General features: G+C 69.2%; 15 protein-coding genes and 1 pseudogene. 12 read left to right on the top strand and 4 right to left on the bottom strand.

Annotation, left to right across the window (positions count from 1 at the left end; translation table 11 throughout):
• The first annotated feature begins 143 nt into the window (after positions 1 to 143).
• Together OHS16_RS23135 and OHS16_RS23130 are read left to right on the top strand one after the other, a co-directional pair.
• Complete coding sequence (locus OHS16_RS23135; protein ID WP_328539150.1) at positions 144 to 1,433, top strand: sensor histidine kinase; 1,290 nt, start codon at positions 144 to 146, stop codon at positions 1,431 to 1,433.
• Complete coding sequence (locus tag OHS16_RS23130; RefSeq protein ID WP_328539149.1) at positions 1,397 to 2,044, top strand: response regulator transcription factor; 648 nt, start codon at positions 1,397 to 1,399, stop codon at positions 2,042 to 2,044. The genes OHS16_RS23135 and OHS16_RS23130 overlap by 37 nt, the downstream gene beginning before the upstream one ends.
• A gap of 63 nt (positions 2,045 to 2,107) precedes the next feature.
• Here OHS16_RS23130 and OHS16_RS23125 read toward each other — a convergent pair whose 3' ends face one another.
• Positions 2,108 to 4,120, bottom strand: coding sequence for a putative Ig domain-containing protein (locus OHS16_RS23125; protein ID WP_443042679.1), 2,013 nt, complete (start codon positions 4,118 to 4,120; stop codon positions 2,108 to 2,110).
• Positions 4,121 to 4,353: 233 nt separating this feature from the next.
• Here OHS16_RS23125 and OHS16_RS23120 point away from each other — a divergent pair, with 233 nt between their 5' ends.
• Together OHS16_RS23120 and OHS16_RS23115 are read left to right on the top strand one after the other, a co-directional pair.
• Complete coding sequence (locus OHS16_RS23120) at positions 4,354 to 5,172, top strand: TrmB family transcriptional regulator (RefSeq protein WP_328539147.1); 819 nt, start codon at positions 4,354 to 4,356, stop codon at positions 5,170 to 5,172.
• 144 nt (positions 5,173 to 5,316) lie between these two features.
• On the top strand, positions 5,317 to 6,861 hold the full coding sequence (locus OHS16_RS23115; RefSeq protein WP_328539146.1) for a DUF1996 domain-containing protein: 1,545 nt from the start codon (positions 5,317 to 5,319) through the stop codon (positions 6,859 to 6,861).
• 68 nt (positions 6,862 to 6,929) lie between these two features.
• On the opposite strand, the gene OHS16_RS23110 is transcribed toward OHS16_RS23115, so the two are convergent.
• Positions 6,930 to 7,376: a hypothetical protein gene (locus OHS16_RS23110; RefSeq protein ID WP_443042787.1), complete on the bottom strand. Its 447-nt coding sequence runs from the start codon at positions 7,374 to 7,376 to the stop codon at positions 6,930 to 6,932.
• Between the two features lie 161 nt (positions 7,377 to 7,537).
• Between OHS16_RS23110 and OHS16_RS23105 the strand changes: the two genes are divergently transcribed.
• From OHS16_RS23105 to OHS16_RS23085, 5 genes and pseudogenes are all read left to right on the top strand, one after another.
• On the top strand, positions 7,538 to 10,624 hold the full coding sequence (locus tag OHS16_RS23105; protein WP_328539145.1) for an alpha-N-acetylglucosaminidase: 3,087 nt from the start codon (positions 7,538 to 7,540) through the stop codon (positions 10,622 to 10,624).
• Positions 10,625 to 10,711: 87 nt separating this feature from the next.
• On the top strand, positions 10,712 to 12,634 hold the full coding sequence (locus OHS16_RS23100; protein WP_443042678.1) for a hypothetical protein: 1,923 nt from the start codon (positions 10,712 to 10,714) through the stop codon (positions 12,632 to 12,634).
• 260 nt (positions 12,635 to 12,894) lie between these two features.
• Positions 12,895 to 16,185 carry a GH92 family glycosyl hydrolase gene (locus OHS16_RS23095; RefSeq protein ID WP_328540953.1) on the top strand — a complete coding sequence of 1,097 codons (3,291 nt, stop codon included), beginning with the start codon at positions 12,895 to 12,897 and terminating at the stop codon, positions 16,183 to 16,185.
• A gap of 234 nt (positions 16,186 to 16,419) precedes the next feature.
• Positions 16,420 to 17,409, top strand: coding sequence for a glycoside hydrolase family 64 protein (locus OHS16_RS23090; protein ID WP_328539144.1), 990 nt, complete (start codon positions 16,420 to 16,422; stop codon positions 17,407 to 17,409).
• A gap of 465 nt (positions 17,410 to 17,874) precedes the next feature.
• Positions 17,875 to 18,930: pseudogene (locus tag OHS16_RS23085) on the top strand (protein kinase family protein); the annotation flags it as partial.
• 461 nt (positions 18,931 to 19,391) lie between these two features.
• Here OHS16_RS23085 and OHS16_RS23080 read toward each other — a convergent pair.
• Positions 19,392 to 19,535 (bottom strand): hypothetical protein, encoded by a 144-nt coding sequence (locus tag OHS16_RS23080; protein ID WP_328539143.1) that lies wholly within the window; start codon positions 19,533 to 19,535, stop codon positions 19,392 to 19,394.
• Positions 19,525 to 19,758, bottom strand: coding sequence for a hypothetical protein (locus OHS16_RS23075; RefSeq protein ID WP_328539142.1), 234 nt, complete (start codon positions 19,756 to 19,758; stop codon positions 19,525 to 19,527). The genes OHS16_RS23080 and OHS16_RS23075 overlap by 11 nt, the downstream gene beginning before the upstream one ends.
• A 116-nt stretch (positions 19,759 to 19,874) precedes the next feature.
• Between OHS16_RS23075 and OHS16_RS23070 the strand changes: the two genes are divergently transcribed.
• The 3 genes from OHS16_RS23070 to OHS16_RS23060 all read left to right on the top strand — a co-directional run bounded on the left by OHS16_RS23070 (position 19,875) and on the right by OHS16_RS23060 (position 21,859).
• On the top strand, positions 19,875 to 20,723 hold the full coding sequence (locus OHS16_RS23070; protein WP_328539141.1) for a helix-turn-helix domain-containing protein: 849 nt from the start codon (positions 19,875 to 19,877) through the stop codon (positions 20,721 to 20,723).
• Positions 20,699 to 20,917 (top strand): DUF397 domain-containing protein, encoded by a 219-nt coding sequence (locus OHS16_RS23065; protein ID WP_328539140.1) that lies wholly within the window; start codon positions 20,699 to 20,701, stop codon positions 20,915 to 20,917. The genes OHS16_RS23070 and OHS16_RS23065 overlap by 25 nt, the downstream gene beginning before the upstream one ends.
• Before the next feature lie 252 nt (positions 20,918 to 21,169).
• Positions 21,170 to 21,859 (top strand): SDR family NAD(P)-dependent oxidoreductase, encoded by a 690-nt coding sequence (locus tag OHS16_RS23060; protein ID WP_328539139.1) that lies wholly within the window; start codon positions 21,170 to 21,172, stop codon positions 21,857 to 21,859.
• Positions 21,860 to 21,913 lie beyond the last annotated feature (54 nt).

Here is a 21,913-nt window from a genome sequence, read left to right as displayed (position 1 = left end):
CGCGGAGCCGCAGAGCGAGGCCGGGGGGTGTTGCCACCTACACCCCCCACCCGGGTGGCCGGCCCCATGACCCGGCTGCCCCTCTGCGGCCAGACTGGGTGCCGCGCCGGCACTCAACCGGCCGAGGACGAGAGGGACTCACCATGAACGCGACGACGGCACGCGACGCCGCACTGGCTGCCGCCCAGGGGCTGGCGCTGACACTGATCTCCCTCATCGGGTCCATCACGCTCTTCACCCTGGCTGCCGTCTCGATTTCCCTGATCCCTGTCGGCGTCGGCGTCTTCACCACCCCTGCCGTGCTCCAGCTGGTACGTGCGCACGCCAATCAGCGCCGGCTGCTCGCGGCACAGTGGGCAGGGACGCGGATCCCGGTCCCCTACCGGCCGTTTCCGGATGACATGCGCAAGGGCGTCACAGGCGGCGTCGAGCGCTGCATGCTCATGCTCAAGGATCCGGCGACCTGGCGGGATCTGCAGTGGCTGCTCGTCGACATGACAGCGGGCGCGGTGCTCGCGATCCTGCCACCCGGCGTACTCGCCGAGGGACTCTTCGGGATGGTGCTGCTGTGCGGTCTGTGGAGGCCGATCAGCGAGGCGGGTGGCGGCCTGTGGTACGGGTTCGTGCCGGTCACCGGTTGGTTCACGGCCTTCCTCGCGGCGCTGCTCGGATGCTGCTGGATACTTCTCGGTACGCGCTTCGCCCGTGCCCTGGTCACCGCGCACTTCAGGCTGACCGCGTCGTCGCTCGCCCCGACCAAGGAGGCCGAACTCGCTCAGCGCATCGACCGGCTGACCGAGACCCGGCACGACGCCGTGGACAACTCGGCAGCCGAACTGCGCCGGATCGAGCGGGACCTGCACGACGGGGCGCAGGCCAGGCTGGTCGCCATGGGGATGAATCTTTCGACCATCGAGGCGCTCATCGAGAAGGACCCCGCGCAGGCCAGGAAGATGCTGTCGACAGCCCGTGAGTCCTCTGCCGAGGCCCTGACCGAACTGCGTGACCTGGTGCGCGGTATCCATCCGCCGGTTCTCGCCGAGCGGGGTCTCGGTGACGCGGTACGGGCTCTCGCGCTGCGGCTGCCGGTTCCCACCGAGGTGTCCGTGGAGATGGCGGGCCGGGTCGACGCGCCGGCCGAGTCGGCCGCGTACTTCGCGGTCAGCGAGTCCCTGACCAATGCGGTGAAGCACGGGGGCGCGGACCGGATCTGGATCGACATCCACCACCGGGAGGGCATGCTGCGGATGTCGGTCACCGATGACGGCCGGGGTGGTGCGGCGATCGGACGGGGGTCGGGCCTGAGCGGAATCGAACGCCGACTGGGTACATTCGACGGCGTACTGGCAGTCAGCAGCCCCGTTGGCGGCCCGACCATGGTGACAATGGAGATTCCGTGCGCGTTGTCCTCGCCGAAGACCTCTTCCTGCTGAGGGACGGCCTGGTCCGGATGCTGGAGGCCTACGACTTCGAGATCGCCGCAGCCGTGGAGACCGGGCCCGAACTGACAGCAGCTCTGGCGGAGTTGGAGCCCGACGTCGCGGTTGTCGACGTCAGGCTCCCGCCGTCGCACACCGACGAGGGGCTGCAGTGCGCTCTCGCCGCCCGCCGCGCCAGGCCCGGGCTGCCGGTCCTGGTCCTCTCGCAGCATGTGGAACAGCTTTACGCCCGCGAGTTGCTGGCCGACGGCACCGGCGGGGTGGGCTATCTGCTGAAGGACCGGGTCTTCGACGCGGACCAGTTCATCGACGCGGTACGCAGGGTGGCTGCCGGCGGCACCGCGATGGACCCGCAGGTGATCCAGCAGCTGCTCTCCCGGCGCGCCCAGGACAAGCCGGTCGGCAGTCTGACACCGCGCGAGCTGGAGGTCATGCAGCTGATGGCGCAGGGCCGCTCCAACGCGGCTATCGCGGGCCAACTGGTCGTCACCGAACGGGCGGTGGCCAAGCACACGTCGAACATCTTCGCCAAGCTGAGCCTGCCGGTGTCGGACGACGACAACCGGCGGGTGCTCGCGGTGCTCGCCTACCTCGACCGGGGCTGACAGCGGGTGCGGGTGCGGGCCCGGAGCCACCGGCTCCGGGCCCACTCGATGCGCGGGTACGGATCAGCTGATGTTCAGCGCCGCGTCATCGATGACGAACGACGTTCCGAGGCTGCTGTCCTCGGCGCCGGTGAACTTGATGGACACCGTCTGTCCCGCGAACGAGGAGAGGTCGAAGGACTTCTGGGCATAGCCGGTGTTCTTGTTCAGGTTGGAGTAGCTCGCCAGGGTGGTCGAGCCCGCCGTCGCCTTCAGTGTGTCGTAGGCCGTGGAGCCGGTCGTCTCCTCGGTGTCGATGTGCAGGTAGAAGCTCAGAGTGGCGTGGCAGCCGGCCGGGACGGTCACCGACTGGGCGACCGTGTCGGTGTGGGTGCTGCCGTATCCGTTCAGCCATGCCTTCCAGGAACCGGAGTGCGCCGGCTCGCCGCTGCTGTTGTCGACCACGCCCGATGTGGTGGTCCAGGGTGCGGCGCTGCCGGTCTCGAAGCCCGGGTTGCCGAGCAGCTGAGCGGCGGTGCAGCCACCTCCGCCCGACGTGGAGACGGTCCAGTTGAAGGAGGTGCTGCCGGACGCGTTGGTGGAGTCCTTGGCGGTGACGGTCACAGCGGACGTGCCGGTGCCTGTCGGGGTACCGGAGATCAGCCCGGTCGAGGCGTTGATGGACAGACCGGCGGGGAGGCCGGTGGCGCTGTAGGCCAGCGACTTGGACGTGTCCGAGTCGGTAGCCTTGATCTGCAGGGATACCGCGGTGTTCACCTTGGTGCTCTGGTCACCGGGGCTGGTGACCGAGACGGTGTTTCCGGTGCTGGTGCCGGGGGCGAAGGCGGTCACACCGTTCGGGGTGCCGAGGCCGGTCGGGCCGTCGTAGCCGGCTGCGGCCTTGCACAGGTAGCTGCCGCAGTTGCCGTTGGCGCCCGATGTGACGTCGTTGAGCGCCGATGTGTGGGCATAGGGGTAGGAGGCCGGGACGGTGTTCGCCGAGGGGGTGCCGGCGAGGGCGTACACACCGGCGATGATCGGTGAGGAGGCGCTGGTGCCGCCGTACACGTTCCAGCCGCTGGTCTGGTAACTGTCGTACACCGCGAGGCCGGTGGCCGGGTCGGCGACCGCGGAGACATCGGCGACGGTGCGCTTGGAGCAGCCGGTGTCGTGCTGCCACGAGGGCTTGGCGTCGTACGCGGAGCAGCCGGAGCCCGCCCCGTCGCCGCCCGAGCTCGTGCCCCAGACCGACTCGGTCCAGCCGCGGGAACCACTCGAGCGGCTGAGCGATGTGCCGCCCACCGCGGTCACGTACTGGGAGGCCGCGGGGTACTCGGTGCCGTAGCCGCTGTCGCCGGAGCTGACGGTGATGGCGACACCCGGGTGGTTGAAGTAGCTCGCGTCCGATGCGGGGTCGGTGGAGTCCTCGTCGCCGCCGTAGCTGTTGGAGACGTACTTGGCGCCCATGGTGACCGCGCGGTTCACGGCAGCGCCGAGGTCCTCCATGCTCGCGCTGTCGGCCTCGACCAGCAGAATGTGGCACTGCGGGCAGACTGCGCTGACCATGTCGACGTCGAGCGAGATCTCACCGGCCCAGCCGGAGTCCGCCGTGGGATAGCTGGTGCCGCCGTTCTGGTCGACCTTCTTGAAGCAACCGTTCGCGGTGGTGCAGGCGGGGAGTCCGTACTGGGAGCGGTAGGTGGCGAGGTCCGCTTCGGCCTTGGGGTCGTCCTGGGCGTCGACGATCGCCACGGTCGCACCTGCACCGGCGCCCGACGGCAGTGCGTAGGCGCTCTGCAGATCAGTGGGGCCGTATCCCGAAGGGGCGGCGTCCGGGGTGATGCCGAGGTGCTGCCTGACATCCGTACGGGCGAGCGCGAGGCAGGCCATCCTGCCGGGCGTCGTGGGCTGCGCGCAGAGCCGTTCGACGGCGGCGCCACCCGACTGTGCGGGTCCGGCCTGTGCGGTGGCGGTCGGTGCCACGGCTATCAGGCCGCCGGTTATCAGCGCCGCGGCCGACAACAGCACCGCACCGGCGCCGCCGGTGAGCCCTGAGCGGCCGGAGGATCTCTTCGAGTACAAGGAACTGCCCTCCATCGGAGATGTGTTCGCCCAGAACGGGCGAGCGGAGGCGCATGCCAAGGGGTGTTAGGTACATGACAAAACACCTCGCGAGATGCCACCCGGTTGAGTGGTGGCAGAGATGAAGGTAGCGACGCGCTCACACACCGACAACAGCGGTGCGGCATACCGGAGGTAAAGGCTTGTCCCCGAAACGGGCTGGATCAAGAGAGGCCCCCCGCGGAGGTTGCGCGTATACCGTGGCGGCCATGGAGCCGGAGGAACCGTCGGTCAGTGCCCTTGTCGAACTCGGCCTGTCGCGCTACGAGTCGCGCGTCTACCTCGCCCTGGTCAGACGGGACTCGTACACCGCGGCACAGGTCGCGCGGGAAGCGGATGTACCGAGGCAGCGGATCTACGACGTGCTGGACGCCCTGGTCAGGGCCCGGCTTGCCGTCGCCCATCGCGGCCGGGTGGCCACCTTCGCCGCGGTGACACCGGAACTGGCCATCACCAGGCTGATGAACCGTCAGCGGGAGTCCCTGGAACAGATGGAGCGGCTGTCGGCCGGACTGGCCGCCACACTGCTGCCCATCTGGTCCGACGGGCGCTCCCACACCGATCCGCTGGACTACATCGAGGTACTGCGCGACCCCCGGCAGATCGCAGATCGCTATGCGGACATCCAGAAACAGGCCAGCGGTGAACTGCTCAGCTTCTGCATGCCGCCGTTCGTCACCCCTGCCGCCAACACCGCCGGCATCAAGGCCGCACGGCGGATCAGCCGGGCCGGCGGAACGGTGAACGCGGTCTACACCCACGACAGCCTGGACGACGAGGAGATGCTGGAGAACGTCAGACGGTTCGGCGACGCAGGAGAGGTGGCTCGCTTCGCCGAGCGGCTGCCGCTCAAACTCGTCATCGCCGACGCCTCGTTGGTGCTGTGCGACATGCCTGACCCGGTCGCGGGTACCGGCGCCACCACCGCACTGTTCATCGAGCACCCGGCACTCGCCGCCTGCCTGCGTCTCACGTTCCAGACCGTATGGGACCGGGCGGCGCCCCTGCAGCACGCGCGCAGTGCATAACGCTCGATCCGTCCGGTTCGCGTACGGAGATTCCTACGATTTACCGGACCGGCTGAACGGGCCGCACTCCGCGCCCGTATGGAACGTCGCGCTTCTTTCCCCTGCCGGGATCCCCGTTACCGGATACGAAGTCTGAGGAGTTCCATGGGACGCACATCACGAAAACGCTCCACGCTGACGACCCGCATGGTGGCCGCATCGGCCGCGCTGGTCCTGGGCGGTGGTGGTTTGCTCGCGGTCAACGTCTATGCCTCCGCCGGTGAGAACCACTCGGGCTATTCGTCGCACCGGCGGTACGCGCAGACACAGAGCGAGAACACCGCGCAGCAGATGTCCACTGTCGACTGCCCCGACGTATCGAACGAACTCCCCGATGTTCCCTATTCGGCACGGCGGGAAGTGGACGGCGAACTGGCCAGGATCGACAGTCAGATCACGGACGCATACAAGAAACTGGCGGACTCCAGAACCCAGATCGCACAGGATCCGGGCTATGCCCAGAACGCCATTCTCGGCCCGCTGAAGGACAAGCGGTGGGCGTCGATCGACCGGATCGCCGTCGCGATCGGCCGCAGCGGCAGCAAGCCGCAGAACCTCGAGAGCCTGGCGCCGTGCAGCATGCGCGGCGACGGCGGCCAGGACACCGGCCAGGACGGTGGTCAGGACGCGGGCCAGAACGGCGGCCAGGATGCCGGTCAGAACGGCGGCCAGGGCGGCGATCAGGGCACGGACCAGGGCGGAGACCAGGGACAGGACCAGGGCGGTCAGGGTGGCGACCAGGGCGGCGGCCAGGCTCAGCAGGGCAACGGCCCCGAGGCGTCCGACTTCGTCGACATCACATCCGTGCAGCCCAACGTCGCCGCACCCCGCCAGCGCCGGTCCGGTTCCACCGGAGTGTTCACCTCGAACTGCGGACGCAACGAGAACGGCAAGTTCAACCCGGCGAACGTCATCGTGGCACCTGGTGTGAGCAACGGCGCGCACCATACGCACGACTACGTCGGAAACCAGGCCACCGACGCCTTCTCGACCGACGACAAGCTGGCCGCAGGCCAGACGAGCTGCCGGAACCAGGGTGACAAGTCCACCTACTACTGGCCCGTCCTCCGGCTCCAGAACGGCCAGGACGAGAACGACGTGAACGAGGACGGTGGCGGCAAGGACCAGAACATCGGCCAGATCCAGACGCCGGCCCAGGTCACCATCAACTGGAAGGGGAGCCCGGTCAGCAAGGTCACCGCCATGCCGCGCTTCCTGCGGATCATCACCGGTGACGCCAAGGCGTTCACCAACGGCGACGCCAACGCCAACGCCTCCTGGTCCTGTACCGGATTCGAGAACCGTCAGCTCAAGGACAAGTACCCGATCTGCCCCGACGGCAGCAAGGTGGTCCGGAGCTTCCACTTCCAGAGTTGCTGGGACGGACAGAACACCGACAGCGCCAATCACCGCACCCATGTGGCGTTCGCCGATGCGAACGGCGCCTGCCAGAACGGCTTCAAGGCCATCCCGCAGCTCGTCCAGCGGATCGTGTACGACGTCCCGCCGGGGCCCGGCTTCGCCGTGGACTCGTTCCCCGAGCAGCTGCACAAGCCGATCACCGACCACGGTGACTTCATCAATGTGTTCAGCGACCAGCTGATGAAGCGGGTGGTGTCCTGCATCAACGGCGGACGCAAGTGCACCTGAGAAACGTCACGTCCGAGTAGCAGTAAGGCCTGTGACCTCAGTGGTCACAGGCCCCCGGACCTGCGCGGTCAGCTCGTGTGATGACCGGAATGCCCGTCGCTCCCCCCGCTGCCACTACTCCCCTGGTGGTGCTGCGAGCCGGCTTCCACGGTCCCACCGAGCCGGCCGCGCAGTGCTGCGACCACCGTGGTGTCGCCGACCGCGACCCACTTGCGGCCCAGCAGATAGGTCCCGCCGTAGTCCTTGGCCGAGTTGATCCACTCACGCTGCCCGCGGTCGGTCGCGAACGTGACCAGCACATACCGCCCCTGGGTGGTGGTGCAGTTGGCCTGGCGCAGTTCGCTGGCGTCCGTCTGGATCTCCGGCTTGCACCGTGCCTTCGACGCCAGCTGCTCCAGGCTGCCGGTCGCCGTCCTCGGCTCGGGTGGCGCGTCGTCGGATTGGTGGGGGTGGGAGGTCGAGCAGCCGGCCAACAGGCCCAGGGCTGCGACCGCCATCGCTGTTCGCGCTCGCATACGCATTCGCCCATCGTGCCGTCTCCGGAACGTTTTCGCGGGCGAACCGTCTACCTCGTCCGGCTGATCCCGCCCCATTGCTCCGGCCCTGCCTCCTCATTAACGTGCGCTGCGCATGCACCTGTTGTCGCAACGCAACACGAGCAACATAAGGAGCGCAGATGCCCGAGCTGTCGAGACGTACGCTGCTGAGCACCGCCGGGGCGATCGGATGCGGAGCGGCGCTGGGCGCCCACTCCCCCGCGTTCGCCACCGGGACCGCGGGGGCCTCCACCGGGGCCGCCAGGGCCTCACTCGATACCGGCCCCGCCCGCGCCGCTCTGCACCGTCTGCTCCCCCACCACGCCGACCAGTTCCGGCTCACACCGCTCACCGGCCGTGAACGCTTCCGGGTCACCGGCTCGTCCGGCCGTATCGAGGTCGCTGCCACCGGCCCCGCCGTGGCCCTGACCGGGGTGCACTGGTATCTCAAGTACGTCTGCCGGGCCCATATCTCGTGGAACAGCTCCCAGCTCCGCCTCCCGGCCCGCCTGCCCGCGCCCGGCGCCGCCGTTCAGCGGTCGGCGACCGTCCCGCACCGCTTCGCCTTCAACGACACCCACGACGGGTACAACGCCCCGTACGCCGACTGGGCCCACTGGGAGCGGACGATCGACGTCCTCGCACTGCACGGGTGCAACGAAGCCCTCGTCACCGCGGGCCAGGAGGCCGTCTACCACCGGCTGCTGCAGGACTTCGGGTACTCCGACACGGAGGCGCGCACCTGGCTGCCCGCCCCGTCTCACCAGCCGTGGTGGCTGCTGCAGAACATGAGCGGATACGGCGGTCCGCTCTCCACCGAACTCATCGAGCGCCGCGCGGCTCTCGGCCGCCGTATCGCCGACCGGCTGCGCGATCTCGGGATGCACCCGGTGTTCCCCGGCTACTTCGGAACCGTCCCCGACGGTTTCACCGGCCGCAATCCAGGTGCCCGCGTCGTCCCGCAGGGCACCTGGAACGGGCTGCGGCGTCCCGACTGGCTGGACCCGCGTACCGAGGTCTTCGGCAGGACGGCAGCCGCCTTCTACCGGCATCAGCGCGAGCTCTTCGGCGATGCGGCGCACTTCAAGATGGATCTGCTCCATGAGGGCGGCACCCCGGGCGACGTCCCGGTATCCGACGCCGCCCGCGCTGTCGAGACGTCCCTGCAGACCGCCCGCCCCGGCGCCACCTGGGTGATCCTCGGCTGGCAGGCCAACCCACGCCGCGAACTGCTCCAGGCCATCGACACCGAACGGGTGCTGATCGTCGACGGACTCTCCGACCTGGACTCCGTCACGGACCGCGACAAGGACTGGGGCGGGGCCCCGTACGCCTTCGGCACCATCCCCAACTTCGGCGGCCGTACGACGATCGGCGCCAACACCGACCGCTGGACGGCGAAGTTCACCGCCTGGCGCGACAAGCCGGACAGCGCACTGGCCGGCACCGCGTACATGCCGGAGGCCGCCGAGCGCGATCCCGCCGCCTTCGAACTCTTCAGCGAACTCGCCTGGCGCACCGAGAAGATCGACAGAGCCGACTGGTTCACCGGCTATCCCGGGTTCCGCTACGGCGGGGACGACCCTGCGGCGAAGGCCGCGTTCGCGGCGCTCGCCACCACGGCCTACCGCCTGACGAGCACCGACGGCCGTCCGGTCGACTCGCCCTTCTCCCGCCGCCCCAGCCTCACCGCCTCCGTCAACTTCGCCTTCGACACCGCCGGTTTCGACGTGGCGTTCGCCTCCCTGCTGCGCGTGCGGGAATCGCTGCGCGGCTCCGACGCCTACCGCTACGACCTCACCGACCTGGCCAGACAGGCGCTCGCCGACCGCGCCAGGATCCTGCTTCCGCAGTTGCGCGCCGCCTACACCGACAAGGATCTGGACACCTTCCGCGAGCTGGCGGCGCTCTGGCTGAAGCTGATGCGGCTCACCGACGCCGTCACCGGCTGCCACCGTGCGTTTCTGCTCGGCCCCTGGCTCGAGGAGGCCAGACGCTCCGGGACGAGCCCGGACGAGGCGGTGCAACTGGAGTGGACGGCCCGGACCCTGATCACCACCTGGGCGGACCGCACGGCGGCCAACGATCTCAGCAACTACGCCAACCGCGACTGGCACGGACTGATGGGCGACGTGCATGTGCCGCAGTGGCAGGCCTATCTGGACGAGTTGACGGCCGCCCTCACCGAGGGCAGGCCGGCGAAGACCTTCGACTGGTACCCGTCGGAGGACACCTGGACCCGGAAGACGGATGCCTACCCGGTACGGGCGACCGGCGACATCCACCGCACCGCGCAACGTGTGTACGACACGCTCGCCGGCGCCCCTTACCAGGGCAGCGCATCCGTCTCTGCCGACCCGGTCGCCTTCACCCCCGGCAGCAAGGGAGAGGTCACCGCGGTCTTCCGCAATCTCAACGGGCTGCGCGGCACCGGCCGGGTCGATTTCACGCTGACCGGCCTGGACGCCACCGCGCAGGGCGACACCTCCCTCAGCGGTGTCGGCCCCGGCGGGACCGGCTCGGTCTCCTGGCAGGTCACCGCGCCGGCGGAGCCGCTGACCGCACCGCTGCGGCCGATGCCGTACTCACTCGTCACCCGGTTCGGGCCGCGCGGCGAGGACCGGGTCGCCGTCACCCGGCGGAGTGCGGTGTACGTGGCGGCGCCGCTGGACACGGTGTGGCGCACCTACACGGGAAACGAAGCGGTGTTCGGGCAGCTCGGTGAGCGGCTGGCGATCAACGGCAGCGGCCAGGACCTGTGGAAGGGCACGGCACAGTTCGGCACGGCCTTCCGGGCCGGGGCGATGGCGGACGGGCGGAGTGCGACCGTGCGGGTGGACTCCCAGGAGAACACCGGGAGCTGGGCCCGCTCGGGCCTTGCCGTCCGCAACAGCCTGGCCACGCCGGGAGCGCCCGGATTCCTCGATCTGGCGGTGACCCCCGGGCAGGGCGTGGTGCTGTCGTACGACAGCACGGGCGACGGGACGCTGGACACCTACAAGCGCGTCACCGGGATCAAGGCGCCGGTTCTGCTGCGGCTCGTCCGCACGGGTACGGCCTTCACCGGTACCTGTTCCACGGACGGCGGAGCGACCTGGCGGACGGTGGGCACCGTCACCGTGCCGGGCACCGAGATCACCCAGGACGTGGGCATCTTCATGAGCGCCACCAACGGCGGCAGCGGCCTGCGCGGCACCGTCGAGTTCAGCCAGTGGTCGATGAGCTGAGCATCCGGTGACCGTACGGGGCGGCCGCCCGCCGCCCCGTACGCCGCGGGAGGGTGACCATCGGCCGACTGGCTCGTTCTGCTGGACGTGCAGCCACAGGATGTCGTCCCGAGCCCCGCGCCGGAAACCGCCCCGGTCGATGCCGAGCAGGCCGGTGCCGCGCTCGCCGAGCACTACCCCCGGTTCGTCAGGCTCGCGTATCTCGTCCTGCCGTCATCGCCCGGACGCAACCGCAGGGTGCTGACCGCGCATTCCCTCGTCCAGCGCGCGCTGCCGCGAGGGCCCCGCCCGGAGGACGACGCGCTCCCCTCGCCTCGCCGGGCCGACGGGCTGGACGACGGCTACGCGTATGTACGCGCCCGGGTGCTCGGGGCGGCACTGAAGGCAGCCGCTCCGCACCATCGCCGCCTGGCGATGCTCCCGCTGACTCCGCCGCTGCTGCCGCAGGTGTGGGGGCTGCAGCTCTTCCCGCACTGCGGAGGGGCCGATGAGCTCGCCCTGGACCAGCGGCTCGCCGATCTCACGGGACCTGCCCGCGCCGCCTATGTGCTGCGCGGTCTGGAACAGCTCGACGATCCGGCGGTGCTGCGGGTACTCGACGAGGCGGGAGTGGCCGACCCCGACGCGGCACTCGCCCTGGCGGACACCGCGCCCGCGCAGTACGAACTGCTGAGCTCCGCCGAGTTCGACCCCTGTTCGCTCCAGGCCAGGCCCACCGATCTGGTGCGGCGCCGGTGGCGGGGCAGAGCGGCGCTGGCCGCGGCGGCCGCGGTGCTGGTGTGCGGGACACTGCTGGCGCTGCCGGACGGCGGCTGGGGCGCGGACGGGCCCGCGGCCCCGCCGTACGCCCGCAACGCCGCGTCCGAACAGGCCCTGAAGCCGGCAAGCCTGCAGCGCGTCGCTGCCGATGCCTGGAAGACCTCGGACCGTACCGACTTCTCCGTATGGCCGGTCCGCGGTGATCACGCCCACGACACCGCGCTGCTGCGCCGTGCGCTCGCCGTCTGGGCCAGGCCCGGCCGTTCCGTCGAGGTCTCCACGACGCCGGGCTCCCCGGCGGGGCCCCCGATGGGCGCGCCGCAGTTGCTGTACGCGGGCACGGTGGACCAGGCGTCCGTCGTGCTGTTCTACGACGGCCTGCGCGTGGTGCGGTACGCCGAGCCCAGGGAGCGCAGCGGTGGCACCGCACTCGACTTCGCACGGGTGGACGGCGCAGGCGAGGCCGGTTCCGACGCCCTGGTCGTCGGGCGCACCGACGGCAACGTCCGTTATCTGACGGCGCCCTGGGTGCGGAGCACCGCCGTGCGGGACCTGCTCACCCCATCGGCCCGAGCGGTCGCGCTGCACCGCACGGCGGACGGCGTCACCGACCCGGTGCGCAGCTCCGCGCTGGCCCGCACCTGCACCTCCTGGGACACCGTCGAACTGCGCGACTCCACCGCTGACCGAGTGATGACGGACCTGGGGGAACTGACCCCCGCCCGGCTGACGTCGGGCCCGCCCGGCAACTCGCACGACGTCTCGGCAGCGGCCGAACGGGCGGCCTGGAAACGTACCGCCTGCCTGCTGCCCACCGTGCGGTCGCACGGCGTACGCACGGTCAACTCCTGGCAGTTCGCCACCCAGCAGCTGCCGGAGCGCAATGGCACCGCCCGCTGGCTGTGCACCCGTGCCGACACCTGGCGCGGCACCGGAAGCCGGGTGCTCGCACAGTTCCAGGCGCCCGGTGCGAAGGCGAACGCCCCGGGCGCGGTGGCGGCCCGCGCGGAGGACTCGGCCGCCTGCGGGGAGCGGAAGCCTCAGGTGCTGGCCGGCGTGCTCTGGAAGTCGCAGGGCGGGCACTGGTTCGTAGTGGCCGCCGGCAGCTCGCAGTTCGCTTCCCTGGCCACTTCCGGCGGGGTCACCGGAAACGCCGTGGGACACCTGCTGACGGTGCCCGCCGAGCGGGGCGCTCAGGCAGAGCTGAACGGACGGCTCGCGGACGGCACCGAGGTCGGTTCTCTGCGATAGCGGCCAACAGCAGGCGCGGGCCCGGCTCCCGGCTCGGTGGGGGACTCCCGGGGCCGGATGACCGGATTCCGAAAATCCTTGACACCCCCGGACCCACAGGAGGAGCATCCTGACGTCGTTGACAACGTTGTCGGGCAGTTCCACCGCTCCCCGTCGCGTTGACCTTCCGTCATACACGAAGGGCAGGAACGGTGTCAGACACGCACAACCGCCGGCCGCGCACCCGGCTCAGAGCGCTCGGATCCGTAGCGGTGACCGCCATGGCCGCCCTCGGGATGGCGGCCACCACCGTCCCCGCGTCGGCCGCGCCGGGCCAGGGCGGCTCCCGTGGCGCCGTGCAGGATCCGGTGTCCTACGTCAAGCCACTGATCGGCTCGTCCAACGCGGGCAACACCTACCCGGGCGCTGTGCAGCCGTTCGGAATGCTGGCCTGGAGTCCGCAGAACTCCCGTGGCAAGCAGGTCTCCACGCCGGCGCCCGGCGGATACCAGTACGACGCGACGAAGATCCGCGGCTTCAGCCTCACCCACCTCAACGGGGTCGGGTGCTCCGGCGCGAACGGCGATATTCCGATCATGCCGTACGTCGGCGATGTGGACTCCTCCCCCACCGCGGACACCACCGACTCCACGTACGCGAGTACCTTCTCGCACACCCATGAGACGGCCTCGCCCGGCTCCTACGAGGTCGGCCTGGACAGCGGCGCGTCCGCCGCGCTCACCACCACCGCGCGCACCGGTACCGGCAGGTTCGGCTTCCCCGCCGGCAAGCCGGCCAGCATGCTCTTCCGCACATCCAACTCGGAGAGCGGCAGCACCGACGCCTCGGTGAAGATCGACGCCGCCGGGCGGACGGTGACCGGTTCGGTGACCGCCGGCAACTTCTGCGGCCCGCAGAGCGCGAACAACCGCAAGGACCTCTACACGCTGTACTTCACCGCCCACTTCGACAAGCCGTTCGCCAAGACCGGCACCTGGACCGACGGCAGCCTGAAGCCGGGCTCCACATCCGCCACCGGCGGTACGGGCTACAGCTCGTCCGGCAACCCGGTGGAGGGCAAGGGCTCCGGCGGGTATGTGACCTTCGCGGACGGGACCAGCTCGGTCCAGGTGAAGGTGGCCGTCTCCTACGTCAGCCCGCAGAACGCCGAGGCCAACCTCCGTGCCGAGAACGCGCCGCACAGGAGCTTCGATTCGGTCAAGTCGCAGGCGGCCGCCGCGTGGAACCGCGAGCTGCGGAAGATAGCGGTGAGCGGCGGCACCGACGCCCAGCGCTCCACCTTCTACACCGCGCTGTACCACTCCATGCTCGAACCGACCCTGACCAGTGACACCGACGGACGTTATCTGGGCGCCGATCGCAGGACGCACCGGCTGGCGAAGGGGCAGAAGGCGCAGTACGGCACCTTCTCCGGCTGGGACCAGTACCGCGCCCAGGTGCAGCTGATGACACTGCTGAACCCCCGGGCCGGCAGCGACTACGCCCAGTCGCTCTACAACTTCGCGGGCCAGCGCGGCGGGGAATGGGACCGCTGGCTGCTGGAGAACGGCAAGACCAGTGTGATGTCAGGCGACCCTTCGGACGCCGCGCTCGCCGGGATCTACGCCTTCGGCGGCCATGACTTCGACGCCAGGGGCGCACTGAAGTCCCTGGTGCGGGCGGCGACCGTACCGACCGCGAACGACTCGGACAGTTCGGGCTGCAACGTCGAGTGCGTGGGCCAGCGCCCGGCACTCGACAAGTATCTGGATCTCGGCTACGTCCCGTCCGACAGCTGCCACTGCTGGGGCGGCGCGGCGGAGACCCTCGAGGACGCCGCGGCCGACTACGGCATCTCCGAACTCTCCGCACAGCTCGGCGACCGGGCCGGCCGGAAGACGTTCCTGGACCGTTCGGGGAACTGGACGAACGTCTTCGACGCCAACGCCACCCCGCAGGGCGGCTACATCCGCGACCGCAAGGCCGACGGCACCTGGGCGGGCACGTTCACCCCGGGCACCGGCAGCGGTTTCGTCGAGGGCACCAGCGCGCGCTACACCTGGATGGTCTACTCCGACGTGGCCGGGCTCGCCCGTGCGATGGGCGGCAAGGACGCGGCCACGAAGCGGCTGGACGCCTTCTTCCGGACGCCGGACGGAAAGTTCGACTTCTCCGCGAAGGACGACACCCGTTACGACCCGACCAACGAGCCCGACATCAACACGCCTTATCTGTACGACTACCTCGGCGCTCCGTACAGGACGCAGGAGACCGTCCGTGCGGAGATGGACCAGCTGTGGACCGACGCGCCCGGCGGCATCCCCGGTAACGACGACGCCGGGACCATGTCCTCCTGGTACGTCTTCTCGGCGCTCGGCATGTACCCGCAGAACCCCAGCCGTGCCGACCTGACGCTGTCCGCACCGCTGTTCCCGCACGCCGTGATCCACACCGGTCAGGGCCGGACCATCAAGGTCAACGCCCCGGCCGCCTCGGCGGACAACATCTACATCCAGAGCCTGCGCACCAACGGCAAGAAGTCGGACAAGCCCTGGGTTCCCGCCTCCCTGGTCACCCATGGCGGCACCCTGGACTACACCCTGGGCGCCGAGCCGGACACCTCCTGGGGCAGCGCGGCGGCCGACGCCCCGCCGTCCTTCCCGGGCGGTGGCGTGAAGTACTTCACCGGTGCCACTCCTGAACAGCTGAAGGTCGAGCCGGGGGGTGATGGTGCACAGACGACCGTCAAGGTGCAGACCCTGGAGGACAAGGCGACCACGGTGCACTGGAAGGCCACCCCGCCGGCCGGTGTCACGGTCACTCCCGCGGAGGGCGATTTCACGGTGCCGGGCGGCGGCGCGGTGAGCGCCAAGCTGTCGGTGTCGGCGGCGACCGGCACGGACGAGGGGCACTACACCGTCCCCGTCACCCTGGAGTCGTCCACGGGCGCGCTCCCCAGGACATCCGTCGCGGTGACCGTGGCCGAGAAGAACGGCATGCTGTGGAATCGCAACAGCGCCGGCATCTCCGCCGATGACGCCAATCCCCAGGCCAACTTCGACGGGGAGGGCTGGAGTTACTCGGCCAAGGCACTGAGCGCGGCCGGTGCCACCCCGGGCGGCACCGTGTCGGCCAACGGTTTCGACTTCAGCTGGCCGAAGGCGAACGCCGGCGACCCCGACAACATCGAGGTGGCCGGTGAGTCCGCTCAGGTCGTGAACGTACCGAGCGCGTCCGGCGCCACCAGGCTCGGCTTCCTGGGCAGCGCGGCCGAAGGCAAGGCGAGCGGCACCGTCACCCTGACCTATACCGACGGCACCACGCAGCAGGCCGACATCGGCTTCAGCGACTGGACGCTGGGCGGCGGCGCGGACAAGCCGGCGTTCGGCAACACGATCGCGGTGCACACGGCATACCGCGACGTCCAGGGCGGCGGCACCGACCCGGTGGACACGGAGATCTTCGCCACCGCGCCGATCGCTCTGCAGGCCGGCAAGCAACTGGCGAGTGTGACACTGCCGTCCAGTACGGACGGCGGCATCCTCCATGTATTCGCGGTAGCCACCGCCTGACAGCCCGCGCCACAGCAACAGGGCCGCTGCGACCGATCCTCCTGGTCGCAGCGGCCCCTCTCATGTGCCGCGGGCTACCGCGCACTCTCGGCCGACTTCAGGTCCGTACCAGGTTCTTGACAAGTGCATGGCGACGGAGAAGGCTCGCAGAGAGCGCTCTCTGACTGGTGCCCCCCATGCTTTTCCGCACGAGCCGGACGGTGCGCTTCCAGCCCCCACAGCCAGGGAGAGCCCATGCCCTCAGCACCACGGACCCCGCATCGCCGCAGCTCCACGCGTCTGCGTACCGCCGCACTCGCCTTACTCGCGGTGTGCGTCGTCACCGCCCTGCCGTCCTCGGCCCAGGCCGCCGGAGCACATGGCTCCGGCACCGCAGCGGCGACCGCTGCGGGCGACCCGCCGCCGGACTCGTTCTGGGGCGACACCAGCAGCATCCCGGCGGCTCAGAACGTCGTCGAGGTCAAGATCCTCAACAAGACCAACGGCAAGTACCCGGACAGCGACGTGTACTGGAAGTTCGGCAACGAGGAGCACTCGATCGCCGAGCAGCCCTATCTGGACATGCCGGCGAACTCGGCGGGCCGGATGTACTTCTACGTCGGCTCACCCGACAGCCCGTACTTCGACTTCATCGAGTTCACCGTCGGCGACGACGTCTTCAACGGCAACACCACCCGCGTGGACGCCTTCGGCCTCAAGCTGGCGATGCGGCTGCACTCCCACGACGGCAACGACGTCCAGGTGGGCGACGACTACGCCACCTTCCAGCAGACCCGGGAAGAGACCTTCCAGCAGTTCAAGGACGAGGTCCCCACCGAGTTCAAGGGCCTCGCCGACATCCAGGCGCCGTACCGCATCCCGGCCCCCGGCAGCGCCCCCGACTTCCGCACCGGCGGCAAGTACGCGGACTACCTGACCGCTTACGCCGCATCGGTCGGCGTGAACGCCCCCACATCCGACATCACCGGCTGCGCCGGAGTCCTGGCCAACGACCCCGGCATGTGCTCGGCCCTCAACCGCCATGTGGCGCAGCTCCCGCAGGACCAGTGGTCGACGCCGAGCCTCTACTACCAGGCCGCCCCGGCGAACTACTACGCCAAGTACTGGCACGACCACGGCATCAACCACCTCGCGTACGGCTTCCCGTACGACGACTACGCGGGCCAGTCCTCCTTCATCTCGCACGGCGACCCGCAGTGGCTGGAGGTGGCGGTCGGCTGGTAACAACCGGCCGGTACGGGGGTGATCGGACGGGACGGTCCGTGGGGCGCCGGTGAGAACGGTGTGCCGCGGGCCGGCCGGGGTGCGCTGCCGGGCGTCACAGGAAGAGGAGTTCGACGCCCTTGTCCCTGCAGAGCCGCAGGACGACCGCCAGCTGCAGGGCATCATCGATGTGTCACTGAAGCACCGATCACCGATCTGGCCCTGCCATTGACCAGTGATCGCCTCCAGCCGTCGCCGGAGATCGTGGAAGCCAGTGCACGACCAAGCAGCGCCCGGACTGCTGACGTCTCCATCATCCGGGAAAAGGATCAGTCCCACGTCACACTCCCTGCTCGACGAGTTGACAGGATCGACCAGGGTGAACGCCGTCTGCAACTGAGATGACGGCGACTTCGGTAGTCGCACAGAGGCCTCTGGCACGATCAGCAGCGGTCCGACCTCGTATCTCAAGCGCAGGAGTCGCCGATGGAAGAGACCGAAGCGCCATACGCCGCTCGGCGCGCGACCGCTCACGCAGCGGTTGGAGCACAGCTCTCTCTGCTCAGCGATCGCAGGCTGGGGAATGCGGTCGCCACCGCGCCGGCACTTGGATCGGGCATCGGTGGCAGGCGAACAGAGATGGAGGTCGCGGGGGTCCCCGTCTTTGTGAAGCGGGTCCCGTTGACGGACATCGAGTTGCGCTCGGAGCATGCGCACTCGACCGCCAACCTGTTCGGTCTTCCGCTGTTCTACCAGTACGGAGTGGGGTCTGAGGGGTTCGGGGCCTGGCGTGAACTGGCCGCTCATGTGGCCACTACCGCTTGGGCCCTGAGCGGCGAGTACGCGGGTTTCCCGCTGCTGTACCACTGGCGGGTACTGCCCGACCATCCACCAGGAGACTTCGCCGATGAGTTCGGAGGCATCGAGGGGGCCGTCACCCACTGGGAAGGGTCACCTGCCGTGCGGCGTCGACTGGAGGCCATCGGCAGATCCTCCGCCAGCCTGGTGCTCTTTCTGGAACATGTACCTCAGACGCTCGGTGCCTGGCTCAGCACCATCCGTGATTCGACTGAAGCGGAGCCGGATCTCGACTCGCCCTATCTGTGAGTGGAAGACGCACTGCTGCGTGGAACGGAGTTCATGAGCTCACGCGGACTCGTGCACTTCGACACGCACTTCAGCAATGTCCTCACCGACGGCCGGCAGGTGTATTTCGCGGATTTCGGGCTCGCCCTCAGCCGCGACTTCGACCTCTCGCGGCGGGAGACCGCCTTCCTCACCGACCACCTCCTGTACGACCGCTCCTACGCCCCCGGTCACCTGTTGCGTCACCTGCCCGAAGCCGTGCGTGGTGGTTCAGAGCATGGAACCTTTCTGCACGACTGGAACGCAGGCCGCCGCCCCGTCGGCGTACCACCCGGGATCGGTGCGATCATTGACCGCCATGCCCCGCACGCCGCCATCCTGGACGAGTTCCACCGTCAACTGATCACGGAAAGCAAGTGCACGCCCTTCCCTGCGACCGATATCGAGCGGGCCCTGGCTACTACTCATAGTTCCGCTCCGGGGCGCGCCCCTCGCAACTACGTGAAAGCAGCGGCCGACCATTCAACTCTCCCCAGATCTCCACACGTGTCGCGCCATCCACGGTTCCACGGCCCGTAGCGTCAGCAGCAACCGTGAACAACGGTAGGGACGTCGAGCCGATACAGGATGGCCGAACTCCACCTCGGCACCTGCCGCTTGACCGCTGCAGCCGGCCATAATTCGCGGGGCATTGTCCGTGCGGCCATGTGCGGTACGAACACGAGGCATTCCGGATGATCCCACTGCTCGAGCGGGCCGGGACGCCCAGTGGCCGTCGATGTGACGAGGGCCCCGTCCCTCGCCCCGGAGGCGGTGCCGGCGCATCACAGGTAGGAACGTTCGACCCCTTGCCCCTGCTGAGCCGCAGCATCACAGCCGACTACAGGCATTACCTATCGTCGGCGGTCCGTCCGCCGTCACCGCGGGCGGGCAAGACTCTGCTTGTTCGCCTCGCGCACCTTTGCCAGTAACTCCGCGCGGCGCGCGTCCTCTTCGTCGTCGCGTTCCGTGGCCTCCGGCTCGGCCGGTTCCGATTCGGCCGACTCCGGCTCACCAGTCACGGAACGTACCCCGCAGTGCTGCTGCCAGCTGTCGGGCCACGCTCGGGTGGCAACGGCCGAGCTCCACCAGCGGAGGCAGGTAGGTACTGGCGAGTGAGACCGGATCGAGCCCCAGCGACGGAAGGAGCACATCCACCGCCGCCAGCGCCGCACGCAACTCGTCCCGTGCCGCCTCGGCTTCCCTGATGCCGGGGCCCGAACTCCCGTACTCCCACGTGCCCATACCTGTCTCGCCCCTCTCGCGATGGCTTCGCCTTCCACGGACAAGCATCGGTCCGTACGGCTACGATCACCAGGAGTAACAGTTTTCGGAGCGCCGAACGAAAACGGGGGCCGCCGATGCCGGCACCGAAGGACCTCGACCCGTCCGCCTCACTCGCCGCCCTCTACGGCACGAAGCTGCGCAAGCTCCGGGTCCGCGCCGGGCTCACCCAACGCCAACTGGGCGACAAGGTCCCCATCGCCCACAGCCGCATCGCCCAGTACGAACTCGGCAACGAGACACCACCGCAGGATGTCAACACCACGCTCGATGCGCTGCTTGGCGCGGACGGGGATCTGGTCGACCTGTGGGGCCACATCAGGCGGACACCGATCCCGGACTGGGCGCGGGCCTTCATGGCCTATGAGGCCAAGTCGGCCAAAATGCTCAAGTACACGTCACAGACAGTGCCTGGACTACTCCAGACCGAGCCGTATGCGCGGGCCCTCCTGCGGATCAGCCGTCCACGGGACATCGACAGCCGGATCGATGAACTGGTAGTCGCCAGGCTTGATCGGCAGAACATTCTCGACGGCGCCGCGCCTCCCCTCCTGTGGTGCATCCTGGACGAAGCGGTGATCCGCCGGCCGGTGGGCGGTGTGACGGTCATGATCGGGCAGTTGGACCACTTACTCGGCCGAGCACTCACGCCACATGTCATCCTGCAAGTACTCCCTTTCGGGAAGGGTGAACACCCGGTCATGGGTGGATCGTTGACCCTTCTGAGCCTCGAGACAGGCCGAGACGTGGCCTACACGGAGAGCTCGCACTCCGGAGAGCTGGTCGAGACTCCAGAACAGGTTGCGGAGTACGCACTGGCATACGATCTGCTGCAAGCACAGGCTCTGCCACCCGATGAGTCCCTTACGGTGATCCGTTCCGCACTGGAGGAGTACCGCGCATGCGCTTCACGCGAGTCGACTTGAGCAGCGCCACCTGGCGCAAGAGCACGTACAGCAACGGTCAAGGCGGCGACTGCCTCGAGGTAGCCCCCGGCTTCCCCTGCACCCTCCCCGTCCGCGACAGCAAGAACCCGGCCGGCCCCGCGCTCCTCATCCCGGCCGCCGCCTGGACCGCCTTCGTCGATGACCTGAAGCGGGTCGGAACCACCCGCCCCTGACCGCTCGCCCGGGCCCGAAACCCCACAACGAACGGGTCGCGCCTGGCGAGACGGACCAGCAGCATGACTGCCTGATCGAACAGGCTGCCTGCCGGGCGGGCGCTCGGCTTGCGGCGGGTGGGCCGACGGGCGGAGCGGTCCGGGACTGGTGAAGCGATCGCACGGTGGGTGTCGGCGCCCTGGTCGAGCAGCGCCGGGGACCGTGTCGTAAACCATTGGTCGATCGCATCATCGCGGAGGGAAGCTGTGCCCATGACGACAACCTTGATCACCGGGGCCAACAAGGGCCTCGGGCACGAGACCGCCCGCCGCCTCATCGCCGCGGGCCACACCGTCTACCTGGGAGCGCGCAACACTGAGCGGGGCGCGGCGGCCGCGGCCGAGCTGGGCGCACGATTCGTGCAACTCGATGTCACCGACGATGCGTCGGTCGCCGACGCGGTGGCCACCATTGAGGCCGACGGCGGCCTGGACGTCCTGGTCAACAACGCCGGAATCGAGGTGCGGTCACCGGGAGGCGACATCATCGGCGCCGCGGAGCTGACCGCCGACGTGATGCGGGAGGTGTTCGAGACCAACGTCTTCGGCCTGGTCCGGGTGACCCATGCCTTCCTGCCACTGCTGGAACGCTCCTCCGCCCCTGTCGTGGTCAATGTCAGCAGCAGCCTGGCCTCGTTGGCCCAGGCAGGCAAGGGGTACCCGGGGGTCGCCTACCCGGCCTCCAAGACCGCGGTCAACATGCTCACCGTGCAGTTCGCCAAGGCGTTCTCGCGGATGCGGATCAACGCCGTGGAGCCCGGCTACACCGCGACGGACCTGAACCGGCGCGAGGGCACACAGACCGTCGAGCAGGGCGCCGAGATTATCGTTCGGATGGCCCAGCCGGGGCCTGACGGCCCGACCGGCGGCTACTTCGACGCGGCGGGCCCTCTGCCCTGGTAAGCGACGAGGTCTACAACACGGTCCGCGATGCCGCTCGACCATTCCGTCGGGAGA

The sequence above is a fragment of the Streptomyces sp. NBC_00344 genome, assembly GCF_036088315.1.
GTDB lineage: Bacteria > Actinomycetota > Actinomycetes > Streptomycetales > Streptomycetaceae > Streptomyces.
The sequence above is the reverse complement of the archived record's forward strand: the minus strand, read 5'-3'. Positions and strand labels throughout refer to the sequence as shown.